Below are 12,400 nucleotides of genomic sequence, written 5' to 3' on the forward strand. Positions count from 1 at the left end.
CTACGCCTGCGGCGAGTTCGGTGGAGGTGGCGACGCCGCCCACTCCGCCGGTGCCCGCGGTGCCAGCAGCCAGTTCGGTGGAGGTGGCGACGCCACCCACTCCGCCAGTGCCCGCTGTCCCAGCGGCCAGTTCGGTGGAGGTGGCGACACCGCCTACTCCACCCGTTCCAGCGGCCCCGATCGAGGGTGCTGCCGGCACTGTTACGCCGCCAGCTCCGCCGGTTCCCGCTGTGCCCGTTGCTAATTCCGTGGAAGCGGCGACACCCCCGGTTCCTCCCGTTCCGGCAGGGCCCACCATCGACACAGCCGAGCTCGGAGCTCCACCCGTTCCGTCACTTCCTGCGGCTCAGATCGAAGCTGCCTCGGGCAATGCGGCGCCTCCGGCGCTGGCAGTTCCGGCGGCTGATCTCCTGCAGAACGCAGGTACCGCTGCTCCTGCCGCTCCCGCTGGTCTAGTTGAAAACGCTGCGGGCAACGCGGCACCAGCGGGCGTGGTTGAAGCTGCCGCAGGTAACGCCGCACCGGCAGCCGCCGTTGAGGACGCCGCGGGCACTGCAGTCCCGCTGAGCCCTCCGGCGCCGGCTGTTCCGGCGGCGGGTGTAGTCCAAGACGCGGCGGCGCTGTCGCCTCCCGCGCCCGCCGGGGCGGTGGTTGACCAGGCGGGTGTCGCGGCGCCGGGTCTTCCTCCTGCCCCGGGAGCCCAGGTCACGGACGCGGCCGGTGTCGTGCCGCCGCCCGCCCCACCCGCACCCGCGGTCCCGGCGGCGAGCTCAGTGCAGGTCGTGCCGCCCCCGTCGCCCCCCGTGCCAGGAGCTCCCATCACGGCAACCGCCGGCACGGCTACACCGCCGCTGCCCCCGACGCCGGGTGGTGTGGCCGCCAGTTCGGTACAGGCCGTGACGCCTCCGGTGCCACCCGTTCCGGGGACCTCGGCAGGCGCGACGGCAGCCTACGTGCCGCCGCCGACGCCTCCCACGCCGCCTGCGCCGATCACGTTCGCCGACTTGATGACGCCTCCTGGCGTCCTGCATACCGTGCAAGGCGCGGCGTCCTCGATTGCCAGCGTCGTGCCACCACCGGCACCGCCGGTGCCCGGCACGTCCGCCGCCGCTGTCGCGAGCATTCCCGCGGCACCGGATCCGGTCACCCCTTGGCTAGCGTCTGGAGTGTCGCAGTTGTTGTCGCCGCCGCCCCTGAATCTTCCTTCGATTCCCGGCGTTGGGATTCCGCTGCCCAACAAGGTTCCGGTGCCCAGCGATCTGCTCTGCGTCGGCACCGATTGGTCGGCGTCCGTAGGCGATCACGGCGCACAGTCGCCGATCGGGCCCGCGGTGAACGGGCGCGATCGATGGTGACACCTGCAGAAACGTGAGCCTTACCGCAGCGACTGGCCTGGATTGCCGCGGAACGGGGCGATCATCGGCGGGCCGCGGTCTTGATGGCGGCCACCGAAACCTCGTCGGAGCATCCACGGTGGTGCTTCAGAACGTCTTCCAATTCCATAGCGACTGCGTACGGCAGACCCGAGAGTCCTTGGAGCCCAATGAATTCGAGGCTGTCGACGAAGAGGCCGCTCACTGGGTTCGAGGACTCGATCACCTATGCGCTCGGTACACCCCCCAGCGCACCGACGACGCTGACCCGGCACATCCCGTGAGAACTGCTCAGTTGTCCGGTGACTGAGCCATCGCGATCAGCTCGCTGGCGACCCGAATCAGCGGGACATTGGAATCCTGCGACAGCTTGCGCAACACCTCGAACGCCTGAATCGCGTCGACGCCGTAGCGCTCCATGATCATGCCCTTTGCCTGACCGATGGTGTCTCGACTTGCCAGCGCACGCTTGAATTGTTCGTCGCGGCGCGCAGCGTTCCATGCCACCGACGAGTGTGCGGCGAAGACCTGCCCAATCGCGCGCGACTCCGGCCCGAACACATGTGGCTCTTCGGCGTACACGTTCAGGGCGCCCATCGTCTCGCCGGCGATGAACAACTGGAAGGCCATGATCGAGCGGATCGGCGTCTCTTCCAATGCGTCCCGGCGGTACAGCGGGAATCTGCTATCGGTCTCGAGATTTGCGACGTGGATAGTCTTTTCTTCCCACGCCGCAGTCAGACACGGCCCTTCACGATGAAGTTGCTGGATCTCGTCAAGCAGGATCGGCCACTTGTGGGTGGCCGCCGGGGTATCGATGTGCTTGGCATTACGGGTGACCGTGACGCCTGCGTATTGCGCGCCAGGGACCTCAACGGCGGCATGCTCGGCCAGTTCCGCGATCACGGTGTCCGAATCGGCGTCGGCCCGGCCGTACAGCCCCTGCACGATTTCGGCGATACGCAGGTGGATGCTCTCCACCCCGGCAGGATCGTTCACCCGCACCATCCGATCATTCTGCTCCGGCCAGTTGCTTAAATCTACGCGCCGCAGCAGCGTTCATGACAGTGCCGTCAAATATCGCCTAGTCACCACCTGCTGCAGCAGCGAGGTGATCGGGCCCGCCGCTGTGCTCCACCACGTCGCGTGTCGCGAGAAAGCCCTTACCTCGGCAAATACCTGTTCAGTAGCCGGGTCGTATCGCACCACGAACAACTCCTCGCCGGACTCCGCGTGACCCGGCAGGGTCCCATAGGCGAAGCCGCGGCGATCGGGTTCGTCGACGACGTAGACCACCCGGCACGGTTCCTGCACGGGACCGAGGTGCACGATCACCTCGGAGCCGACGGCGGCGGCCTCGCTCGTCGCCTCGACACGCAGGCCGGCTCCGCGCAACATGCCCCATCGCATGCCCGCCGCCGCGGCGTCCTCGAAGCGACGACGGCCTCGCCCGATGACACTCGACTTGTGGACGTGGTGATAGCCGTCGGGCAGCGGGCCGGCCGTCGCGCCTACTTCCGCATACGTCAGCGGCAGCGGCGCAAGCTCGCTCAACTTCACTCCGCCACAATGTCATCGTCGGCGTACGGTCGGTGAAATGACCGCCCAAACCATCGCTGAAGGATCCGGAACGTTCACCATCGGCGGCGACCTCACGGTCAACCGTCTCGGATTCGGTGCCATGCGCCTCACTGGACAAGGCGTTTGGGGACCACCCAACGACCCTGACGAATGCATCCGCGTGCTGCGCCGCGCGGTCGAACTCGGCGTCAACTTCATCGACACCGCCGACTCCTACGGTCCGTACATATCCGAGAGACTGATCCGAAAGGCGTTGCATCCCTATCCCGAGGGCCTCGTCGTCGCGACGAAGGCAGGGCTGCTCCGCACCGGACCCGACGCATGGCCGGTTCTCGGCTACCCGGCCTATCTGCGCCAGGAGTGCGAGATGAGCCTGCGCCGGCTCCGTGTGGACACGATTGACCTGTTCCAGCTGCACCGCATCGACACCAAGTTCCCCGCCGAGGACCAGATCGGCGAACTCGTCTCGCTGCAGCAGGAAGGCAAGATCCGCCACATCGGCCTATCCGAGGTCACCGTCGAGGACCTCGAGGCCGCGCAGAAGACGGCGCCAATCGTGTCCGTGCAGAACATGTACAACATCACCGTCCGCACCGCCGAGCCTCTGCTGGACAAGGTGACCGCCGAGGGCATCGGCTTCATCCCGTGGTTCCCGTTAGCGGCCGGCCCGCTGGCTGCTGCGGGCGGTCCGCTCCAGCGGATCGCGGACAACCACGACGCCACCCCGTCGCAATTGGCGCTGGCCTGGCTGCTGAAGCGCTCGCCGGTGATGCTGCCGATCCCGGGCACGTCGAAGGTCGCGCATCTCGAGGAGAACGTCGCCGCAGCGCAGATCGAGTTGTCCGACGATGAGTTCGAGACGCTGAGCAAAGCCGGGTCCGCTAACGGATGAGCTAGCCAATTACGGTGAGCGGGTGACCACCGAATTCGCAGAGGAGCATCGCGGCGGCGATTTCAGTCCGATAGAGCCCACAACCCGCGGCGGATCCGACTACGGCCGGTTCGTCGAGGCCGTCCGGACGGTGCAGGACCACGCCCGCGCTGCCGACGCCCCCGGCGAGGTGATCACTGAGGCTGCCGATCTGCTCGAGAAAGTGTCGAAGCTGCTGTCGCCCTACGACGCTGACGAGTGGTCGTCGCCGTCAGGCCGTCGCATGGACCTGCCGAACCGCGGCAGCGTGCTGGGCATTCCGGCGGAATATCACAAGACCGACGACGGCCGGGTTCGGGGCGTCGCGCATTTCCGCCGCTTCCATCTGGGCCGCAACGGCGCCGTGCACGGCGGCTGCATTGCGCAGCTGTTCGACTCGCTGCTCGGCTTTACCGCGTTTCGGCTCACGCGGAGCCTCTACCAGCGCACCGCGTTCTTGCATGTCGACTACAGAAAGATCGTGCCCATCGAAACGAAACTCCAGGTCGACGCCGGTGTGGACCGCGTCGACGGACGCAAGATGTTCATCGCGGGACGACTGCTCGACGGCGAGGCCGTGCTGGCCGAGGCCAACGCGCTGTTCGTCAAGCTGAACCCCGGCCAACCATGAAACGTCGCTGGGCGCGCTGGCGGGACCGGTTGCGGGACCGACCCGCCGCCGACTTCGGCTACCGCATCACGGTCGCGGTGATCGGCCTAGCGGTGCTCGGCGTGGGCATCCTGGCCATCCCGTATCCGGGGCCGGGCTGGGCCATCGTGTTCGTCGGACTGGGCATTCTGGCCACGGAGTTCACCTGGGCCCGGCGGCTGCTCGCGTACGCCCGGGAGCGCTACGACAAGGTGATGGACTGGTTCAAGCGCCAGGGCCCGTGGGTCAAGACGCTGGGCGCCGGCTTCACCGCGGCCGTCGTGGTCGCGACGCTGTGGCTGCTCGGCGCGGTCGGCTGGTCGGCCGAGCTCGTCGGCCTCGACCGCGAGTGGCTGAAGAGCCCTATTGGCCTGGGGGCATGAGCGCCCGCACCGATAGCATGGTCGCGTTCTGAGATGTTCCGACATCACCGCACCGTCCCGAAAGTTTGGAGAGTCACCCATGAGCGCCCCCGCCACGCATGCCCCAGCAGTCCCGATCCGGGTCGCTGCCGGGACGACCGCGGCAGCAGCGGTGCGCGACGCCGGCCTGCCGAGCCGGGGTGCTTCCGACGCGATCGTCGTCGTGCGCGACGCCGAGGGCCGGCTCCGCGATTTGTCGTGGACGCCTGACACCGACGTCGAGGTGACACCCGTCGCCGCCAACACCGACGACGGCCGCAGCGTCATCCGGCACTCTGCGGCGCATGTGCTGGCGCAAGCCGTACAGGACATGTTCCCTGAGGCAAAACTCGGCATCGGCCCACCGATCACCGACGGCTTCTACTACGACTTCGACGTGCCACGTGCGTTCACGCCCGACGATCTGGAGGCGCTCGAGAAGCGCATGCGCGGGATCGTCAAGGAAGGCCAGCTGTTCTCGCGGCGCGTGTATGAGTCCAAAGACCAAGCGCGCGAAGAGCTTGCGAACGAGCCTTACAAGCTCGAGCTCGTCGACGACAAGTCCGGCGACCCCGAGGTGATGGAGGTCGGGGGCGACGAGCTCACCGCCTACGACAACCTCAATCCCCGTACCCGCGAACGGGAATGGGGCGATCTGTGCCGCGGCCCGCACATCCCGACGACGAAATACATTCCGGCGTTCAAGCTGACCCGCAGCTCGGCCGCGTACTGGCGCGGCGACCAGAACAACGCCAGCCTGCAACGGATCTACGGCACCGCATGGGAGTCGCAGGACGCGCTGGAGGCGCACCTCGAGTTCATCGAGGAGGCGCAACGCCGGGACCACCGCAAGCTCGGCGCGGAGTTGGACCTGTTCAGCTTCCCCGACGAAATCGGTTCTGGCCTACCGGTTTTCCATCCGAAGGGTGGCATCATTCGGCGCGAGCTCGAGGACTACTCGCGCCGCAAGCACATCGAGGCCGGCTACCAGTTCGTCAACAGCCCGCACATCACGAAGGCGGAGCTGTTCAAGATCTCCGGTCACCTCGACTGGTACGCCGACGGGATGTTCCCGCCGATGCATCTCGACGCTGAGCTCAACGAGGACGGCACGGTGCGAAAGCCGGGCCAGGACTACTACCTCAAGCCGATGAACTGCCCGATGCACTGTCTGATCTTCAGGTCGCGCGGGCGGTCCTATCGCGAACTTCCGTTGCGGCTCTTCGAATTCGGCACCGTCTACCGCTACGAACTGTCCGGCGTGGTGCACGGGCTGACCCGGGTGCGCGGCCTGACGATGGACGATTCGCACATTTACTGCACCCGCGAACAGATGCGCGACGAGCTGACCTCACTGTTGCGGTTCATCCTCGAGCTGCTCGGTGATTACGGGCTGACCGACTTCTATCTGGAGCTGTCGACCAAGGACCCGGACAAATTTGTTGGCTCCGACGAGCTGTGGGAGGAAGCCACCAGCGTGCTCGCTGAGGTGGGCGCCGCGTCCGGGCTGGATCTGGTGCCCGATCCCGGCGGTGCGGCGTTCTACGGTCCGAAGATCTCGGTGCAGGTCAAGGACGCGCTCGGCCGCAGCTGGCAGATGTCGACGATCCAGCTGGACTTCAACTTCCCCGAACGCTTCGAGCTGGAATACACCGCCGCCGACGGCAGCAGGCAGCGTCCGGTGATGATCCACCGTGCATTGTTCGGGTCGATCGAGCGGTTCTTCGGCATCCTCACCGAGCACTACGCCGGCGCATTCCCCGCGTGGCTGGCGCCGGTTCAAGTGGTCGGCATCCCGGTCGCCGACGATCACGTCCCGTACCTCAACGGCATTGCCACGCAACTGAAGATGCACGGCATCCGCGCCGAGGTGGACGCGAGCGATGATCGGATGGCGAAGAAGATCGTCAACCACACGAACCAGAAGGTGCCGTTCATGCTGGTGGCCGGCGACCGTGACGTCGAGGCCAACGCGGTGAGCTTCAGGTTCGGCGACCGCACCCAGGTCAACGGCATACCCCGGGAGGAGGCGATCGCCGCCATTGCCGAGTGGATCGCCAGCCGCGAAAATTCCGCTCCCACAGCCGAATTGCTCAAGGTGGATACATCCAAGTGAGCGATTCCGACGAGCACATGATCGTCGACCGCGGGGTCGGTGAGCCCGACCACCTGCAGCGCCTTTGGACGCCGCACCGGATGAGCTACATCGCCGAGGCGCCGATGAAGGGTGGGTCGGCGGCGTCCGAGCGGCCGTTCACCGACATCCCGACGCTGTCCGATGAGGACGGCCTGGTGGTGGCGCGCGGCGAGCTTGTCTACATCGTGCTCAACCTCTACCCGTACAACCCCGGGCACTCGATGGTGGTGCCCTACCGACGGGTGTCCGAGCTCGAAGACCTCACCACCGAGGAGAGCGCCGAGCTGATGGCGTTCACCCAGAAGCTGATTCGGGTGATCAAGTCGGTGTCGCGCCCGCACGGATTCAACGTCGGGCTTAACCTCGGTAGCTCGGCTGGCGGTTCGCTCGCCGACCACCTGCACATGCATGTCGTGCCGCGCTGGAGCGGCGACGCCAACTTCATCACGATCATCGGTGGTTCGAAGATCGTCCCGCAGCTCTTGCGCGAGACGCGCGAACTGCTTGCCACCGAGTGGGCCAAACAGCCGTGAGCAACTTCTACCTGATGACCCGCGCGGCCTACGAGAAGCTGTCCAAGCCGGTCGCGAAGGCCGCGCTGCTGGCCGGCTTCACCCCCGACAGCATCACCATTCTCGGCACGGCGGGGACGGTACTGAGCGCGTTGACGTTGTTCCCGATCGGTCAGCTGTGGTGGGGCGCGGTCGCGGTCTGGTTTTTCGTGCTCGCCGACATGCTCGACGGCGCGATGGCGCGCGAGCGTGGCGGCGGCACCCGGTTCGGTGCGGTACTGGACGCCGCCTGTGACCGCATCGGAGACGGCGCGGTGTTCTGCGGGCTGTTGTGGTGGGCTGCCTTCGGCCTCAAGAGCACCTCGCTCGTCGTGGCCACACTGATCTGTCTGGTTACGTCGCAGGTGATCTCATACATCAAAGCCCGAGCGGAGGCCAGCGGGCTGCACGGCGGCGGCGGGTTCATCGAGCGGCCCGAACGGCTGATCATCGTGCTGGTCGGAGCCGGACTGTCCGGAGTTCGGTTCCTGCATGTGCCGTGGCTGGTGCACGTCGCGATGTGGGTGCTCGCGGTGGCCAGCCTCATCACGATCGGGCAGCGGTTGCACACCGTGCGGACCTCACCCGGCGCGATGGAGGCAATCGACAAGCCTGAGTCGGCGACCTCAGGCGAAAAACCCGAGACGCGGGAGCACAACCCGCCCGGGGGGCAAGGGGACGAACCGTGACGAGCGCCCCGTCGGGACAGAGCACGGATGGCGGCAGCCGTACCCCGTTCGGGGGCCACATCACTGATTTGGGCTACGCCGCTGGCTGGCGGCTGGTGCGCGCGATGCCGGAATTTATGGCGCGCAACGCTTTTGACGCAGGCGCGCACTACGCGGCGCGAAATGGCGGACCCGGGCAGTTGCGTAAGAATCTGGCCCGCGTCATCGGGGTGACGCCCGACAGGGTGCCAGATGGGCTGATTCGTGCTTCGCTGGCCTCATACGCCCGTTACTGGCGGGAGGCATTTCGGTTGCCCTCGATGGACCTGGAGAAGCAAGGCGCGCTGCTTGACCCGCATTTCGGCGGCCAGGAGCACATCGCCGCCGCGCTTGACTCCGGCCGCGGCGCGGTCCTCGCGCTGCCGCACAGCGGGAATTGGGACATGGCCGGGGTGTGGCTCGTGCACAAACACGGCAAGTTCACCACCGTCAACGAACGACTCAAACCCGAATCGCTGTACAACCGGTTCATCGCTTACCGGGAAAGCCTGGGTTTCGAGATGCTTCCGCTAACCGGCGGTGCGCGGCCGCCGTTCGAGGTACTGGCGGAACGGCTGCGTGCCAACCGCCCGGTCTGCCTGATGGCCGATCGCGACCTCAGCCGAAATGGCGTTCAGGTCGACTTCTTCGGGGAGCCGACCCGCATGCCTGCAGGTTCGGCGAAGCTCGCGATCGAAACGGGCGCAGACCTCGTGGCGGTGCACAGCTGGTACACGGCGCACGGTTGGAAATTCAGCACGACTCCGCCGCTGGACACGTCGTCAGGCGACGTCGCCGTCATCACGCAGAAACTGGCGGACCACTTTGCCCGAAACATCGCCGCGCACCCCGCCGATTGGCACATGATGCAGCCGCAATGGCTGGCCGACCTCTCCGACGAGCGACGCGCCAAACTGGAGACCTGATGCGCATCGGCATGGTCTGCCCGTACTCGTTCGACGTCCCCGGCGGCGTGCAGTCACACGTGCTGCAGCTGGCCGAGGTGATGCACGGTCGCGGCCATGACGTCAGCGTGCTGGCACCGTCATCACCGCATGTCGAGCTGCCCGATTACGTGGTGTCGGGCGGTAAAGCCGTGCCGATTCCGTACAACGGGTCGGTGGCCCGTCTGCGATTCGGGCCCGCCACCCACCGCATGGTCAAACGCTGGCTTGCCGACGGTCAGTTCGACGTGCTGCACCTGCACGAGCCGAATGCGCCGAGCCTGTCGATGCTGGCGCTGAACATCGCCGAAGGCCCGATCGTCGCGACGTTTCACACGTCGACGACAAAGTCGTTGACGCTCAGTGTGTTTGAGCCGTTCCTGCGCCCGATGCACGAGAAGATCGTCGGCCGCATCGCGGTGTCGGATCTGGCGCGGCGCTGGCAGATGGAGGCGCTGGGCTCCGACGCCGTCGAGATTCCCAACGGCGTGGACGTCGCGTCCTTTGCGTCGGCGCCGCTGCTCGACGGCTATCCGCGGCCGGGTAAGTCGGTGCTGTTCCTGGGCCGCTTCGACGAGCCCCGCAAGGGCATGGCCGTTCTCCTGAGCGCGCTGCCGACGCTGGCCAAGCACTTCCCCGATATCGAGATCCTGATCGTCGGTCGCGGCGACGAGGACGAACTGCACGAGGACGCCGGGAAACTGGCCAAGCATCTGCGCTTCCTCGGTCAGGTCGACGACCGCCAGAAAGCCTCGGCCATGCGCAGCGCCGACGTGTACTGCGCGCCGCATATCGGCGGGGAGAGCTTCGGCATCGTGCTCGTCGAGGCGATGGCGGCAGGCACCGCGGTGGTGGCCAGCGACCTCGACGCATTCCGGCGGGTCCTTGTGGACGGAAAGGCTGGGCGGCTGGTGCCGGTCGACGACGCTTGCGCGCTGGCTGACGGGCTCGTCGAGGTGCTGGACAACGATGTGGCCCGCGAGCGCTACGTCGATGCTGCGGCCGAGGCCGTGCGCCGTTACGACTGGTCCGTGGTGGCCGGTCAAATCATGCGGGTATACGAGACGGTCGCCGGGGCCGGGACCAAGGTGCAGGTGGCAAGTTGATCACGTGGGTCGTCGTGATTGCGCTGGCCGTGCTCGTCGTGGTGATCGTGGTGACCGGCGCGTGGGCGTTTCAGACGGCCAACCGGCTGGACCGGCTGCATGTGCGCTACGACCTGTCATGGCAGGCGCTTGACGGTGCACTGGGCCGTCGCGCCGTGGTGGCCCGCGCAGTTGCCGTCGACGCCTACGGCGTCGGGCCGCAAGGCAAGCGGCTGGCCGCTCTGGCCGATAACGCCGAGCGGGCCCCGCGATCAGGCAGGGAATCGGCCGAAAACGAGCTGTCGGCGGCGTTGGCCCTTGTCGACCCCGCGTCGCTGCCGGTGGCGCTGGTCGCCGAGCTGGCCGACGCCGAGGCGCGGGTCCTGCTGGCCCGTCGCTTTCACAACGACGCGGTGCGCGACACCCTCGCGCTGCGTGAGCGGCCCGCGGTGCGGCTCCTACGGCTTGGCGGAACTGCAGCACTGCCAACATATTTCGAGATCGCCGAGCGCGCGGAGGCCTCACCGCGCGAAGTGGGTTTGGTCAGCCGGCGTACGTCGGCACGCGTCGTGCTCCTCGACGAGGACGGGTGCGTGCTGCTGTTTTGCGGATCAGACCCGGCGGTGGGGGACGGCTCAGACGGCCCAGCGCCGCTCTGGTGGTTCACCGTCGGCGGGGCGGTTCAGCAGGGAGAGACGCTCGCCGAGGCGGCGGTACGCGAGCTGGACGAGGAGACCGGGCTGCGGGTCGATCCGGACGACATGCTCGGCCCGGTGTGGCGTCGCGATGCCGTCATCGACTTCAACGGGTCGGTGATTCGCAGCCAGGAGATGTTCTTCATCCATCGCACCCAGCGGTTCGAGCCCTCGGAGGCCGGCCGTACCGGGCTGGAGCGGGCCTACATCCACGGCCACCGCTGGTGCGATGCAACAATGATCGGCGAGCTGGTCGCCAAGGGCGAAACCGTTTATCCGCTGCAGCTCGGCGAGTTGCTGACAGAGGCGAACACGGTGGCCGATGCGAGGGGCGCCGAGCCGCAGCGGCAGCTGCAGTCGATCCGCTGAGGCTGCGGATTTAACAGATTTGCCGCCGCCTTTAGACTGGATCAGTAGCGATTTGGAGGAGATAGCAGTGGATACCGCACCTGGAACCAACGGGTCGGTGACCCAGACCGGGACCGCCCGGGTCAAGCGCGGCATGGCCGAGATGCTCAAGGGCGGCGTGATCATGGACGTCGTCACCCCCGAGCAGGCCCGCATCGCCGAGGGCGCAGGCGCGGTCGCCGTCATGGCGCTCGAACGTGTGCCGGCTGACATCCGCACGCAGGGCGGCGTGGCCCGGATGAGTGATCCCGATCTCATCGAGGGCATCATCTCGGCGGTCACCATCCCGGTGATGGCGAAGGTCCGCATCGGGCATTTCGTCGAGGCGCAGATCCTGCAGAGCCTCGGCGTCGACTACATCGACGAGTCCGAGGTCCTCACCCCCGCCGACTACACCCACCACATCGACAAGTGGAAGTTCACCGTGCCGTTCGTATGCGGCGCGACGAACCTCGGCGAGGCGCTGCGCCGCATCACCGAGGGCGCGGCGATGATCCGCTCCAAGGGAGAAGCCGGCACCGGCGACGTGTCCAACGCGACGACGCACATGCGCCAGATCGGCGGCGAGATCCGCAGGCTGACGTCACTGTCCGAGGACGAGTTGTACGTCGCGGCAAAGGAATTGCAGGCGCCCTACGAGCTCGTGGTCGAGGTGGCACGGGCGGGCAAGCTGCCGGTGACGTTGTTCACCGCGGGCGGCATTGCGACTCCGGCGGACGCGGCGATGATGATGCAGCTGGGCGCCGAGGGCGTGTTCGTCGGCTCGGGCATCTTCAAGTCCGGCGATCCTGCGCATCGCGCCGCCGCGATCGTCAAGGCGACGACTTTCTACGACGACCCCGATGTGCTGGCCAAGGTGTCGCGCGGGCTGGGGGAGGCCATGGTCGGCATCAACGTGGAGGACATCGCGGCCCCGCACCGGCTCGCTGAACGCGGCTGGTAGGACGGATACGATGAGC

At 67.0% G+C, this 12,400-nt stretch carries 13 protein-coding genes and 1 pseudogene; 11 read left to right on the forward strand and 3 right to left on the reverse strand.

Going from position 1 to position 12,400, the window contains the following annotated elements; genetic code table 11:
• Positions 1–199: pseudogene (locus VJV41_RS19435) on the reverse strand (hypothetical protein); the annotation flags it as partial.
• 292 nt (positions 200–491) lie between these two features.
• Here VJV41_RS19435 and VJV41_RS19440 point away from each other — a divergent pair.
• A complete protein-coding gene (locus tag VJV41_RS19440) occupies positions 492–1,355 on the forward strand; it encodes a hypothetical protein (protein WP_325336636.1) in 864 nt (287 codons plus the stop codon).
• Positions 1,356–1,664: 309 nt separating this feature from the next.
• Here VJV41_RS19440 and VJV41_RS19445 read toward each other — a convergent pair whose 3' ends face one another.
• Both VJV41_RS19445 and VJV41_RS19450 read right to left on the reverse strand, forming a co-directional pair.
• Positions 1,665–2,381 (reverse strand): GAF and ANTAR domain-containing protein, encoded by a 717-nt coding sequence (locus VJV41_RS19445; RefSeq protein ID WP_325336637.1) that lies wholly within the window; start codon positions 2,379–2,381, stop codon positions 1,665–1,667.
• A gap of 51 nt (positions 2,382–2,432) precedes the next feature.
• The gene (locus VJV41_RS19450) at positions 2,433–2,933 is read right to left on the reverse strand and encodes a DUF1990 domain-containing protein (protein WP_325336638.1); all 501 of its coding nucleotides are present in this window, start codon (positions 2,931–2,933) and stop codon (positions 2,433–2,435) included.
• A 37-nt stretch (positions 2,934–2,970) separates the two neighbouring features.
• Between VJV41_RS19450 and VJV41_RS19455 the strand changes: the two genes are divergently transcribed.
• The 10 genes from VJV41_RS19455 to pdxS all read left to right on the forward strand — a co-directional run bounded on the left by VJV41_RS19455 (position 2,971) and on the right by pdxS (position 12,384).
• Positions 2,971–3,846, forward strand: coding sequence for an aldo/keto reductase (locus VJV41_RS19455; protein ID WP_325336639.1), 876 nt, complete (start codon positions 2,971–2,973; stop codon positions 3,844–3,846).
• A 22-nt stretch (positions 3,847–3,868) separates the two neighbouring features.
• The gene (locus tag VJV41_RS19460) at positions 3,869–4,495 is read left to right on the forward strand and encodes a PaaI family thioesterase (RefSeq protein WP_325336640.1); all 627 of its coding nucleotides are present in this window, start codon (positions 3,869–3,871) and stop codon (positions 4,493–4,495) included.
• Positions 4,492–4,896, forward strand: a complete 405-nt coding sequence (locus tag VJV41_RS19465; protein ID WP_325336641.1) for a TIGR02611 family protein — start codon at positions 4,492–4,494, stop codon at positions 4,894–4,896. Before VJV41_RS19460 ends, VJV41_RS19465 begins: the two co-directional genes overlap by 4 nt.
• A 79-nt stretch (positions 4,897–4,975) precedes the next feature.
• Positions 4,976–7,030, forward strand: coding sequence for a threonine--tRNA ligase (gene thrS / locus VJV41_RS19470; protein ID WP_325336642.1), 2,055 nt, complete (start codon positions 4,976–4,978; stop codon positions 7,028–7,030).
• Between the two features lie 17 nt (positions 7,031–7,047).
• Positions 7,048–7,584, forward strand: a complete 537-nt coding sequence (locus tag VJV41_RS19475; protein WP_325336682.1) for an HIT domain-containing protein — start codon at positions 7,048–7,050, stop codon at positions 7,582–7,584.
• Positions 7,581–8,291: a phosphatidylinositol phosphate synthase gene (gene pgsA, locus VJV41_RS19480; protein ID WP_325336643.1), complete on the forward strand. Its 711-nt coding sequence runs from the start codon at positions 7,581–7,583 to the stop codon at positions 8,289–8,291. The genes VJV41_RS19475 and pgsA overlap by 4 nt, the downstream gene beginning before the upstream one ends.
• Entirely contained in the window at positions 8,288–9,235 is a 948-nt protein-coding gene (locus VJV41_RS19485) for a phosphatidylinositol mannoside acyltransferase (RefSeq protein ID WP_325336644.1), read from the forward strand. The genes pgsA and VJV41_RS19485 overlap by 4 nt, the downstream gene beginning before the upstream one ends.
• Complete coding sequence (locus tag VJV41_RS19490; RefSeq protein WP_325336645.1) at positions 9,235–10,359, forward strand: glycosyltransferase family 4 protein; 1,125 nt, start codon at positions 9,235–9,237, stop codon at positions 10,357–10,359. Before VJV41_RS19485 ends, VJV41_RS19490 begins: the two co-directional genes overlap by 1 nt.
• Positions 10,356–11,402, forward strand: coding sequence for an NUDIX hydrolase (locus VJV41_RS19495; RefSeq protein ID WP_325336646.1), 1,047 nt, complete (start codon positions 10,356–10,358; stop codon positions 11,400–11,402). The genes VJV41_RS19490 and VJV41_RS19495 overlap by 4 nt, the downstream gene beginning before the upstream one ends.
• Before the next feature lie 97 nt (positions 11,403–11,499).
• Positions 11,500–12,384, forward strand: coding sequence for a pyridoxal 5'-phosphate synthase lyase subunit PdxS (pdxS, locus tag VJV41_RS19500; protein WP_414685001.1), 885 nt, complete (start codon positions 11,500–11,502; stop codon positions 12,382–12,384).
• Positions 12,385–12,400 lie beyond the last annotated feature (16 nt).

It is taken from the genome of Mycobacterium sp. (genome assembly GCF_035274705.1).
GTDB lineage: Bacteria > Actinomycetota > Actinomycetes > Mycobacteriales > Mycobacteriaceae > Mycobacterium.

What these genes read in the sequence shown, in the direction of transcription:
- VJV41_RS19475 (WP_325336682.1), top strand. Translation starts at nt 7,048, where the DNA reads ATGATCGTCGACCGCGGGGTCGGTGAGCCCGACCACCTGCAGCGCCTT.
- thrS (WP_325336642.1), top strand. Translation starts at nt 4,976, where the DNA reads ATGAGCGCCCCCGCCACGCATGCCCCAGCAGTCCCGATCCGGGTCGCT.
- VJV41_RS19465 (WP_325336641.1), top strand. Translation starts at nt 4,492, where the DNA reads ATGAAACGTCGCTGGGCGCGCTGGCGGGACCGGTTGCGGGACCGACCC.
- VJV41_RS19490 (WP_325336645.1), top strand. Translation starts at nt 9,235, where the DNA reads ATGCGCATCGGCATGGTCTGCCCGTACTCGTTCGACGTCCCCGGCGGC.
- VJV41_RS19445 (WP_325336637.1), bottom strand. Translation starts at nt 2,381, where the DNA reads ATGGTGCGGGTGAACGATCCTGCCGGGGTGGAGAGCATCCACCTGCGT.
- VJV41_RS19455 (WP_325336639.1), top strand. Translation starts at nt 2,971, where the DNA reads ATGACCGCCCAAACCATCGCTGAAGGATCCGGAACGTTCACCATCGGC.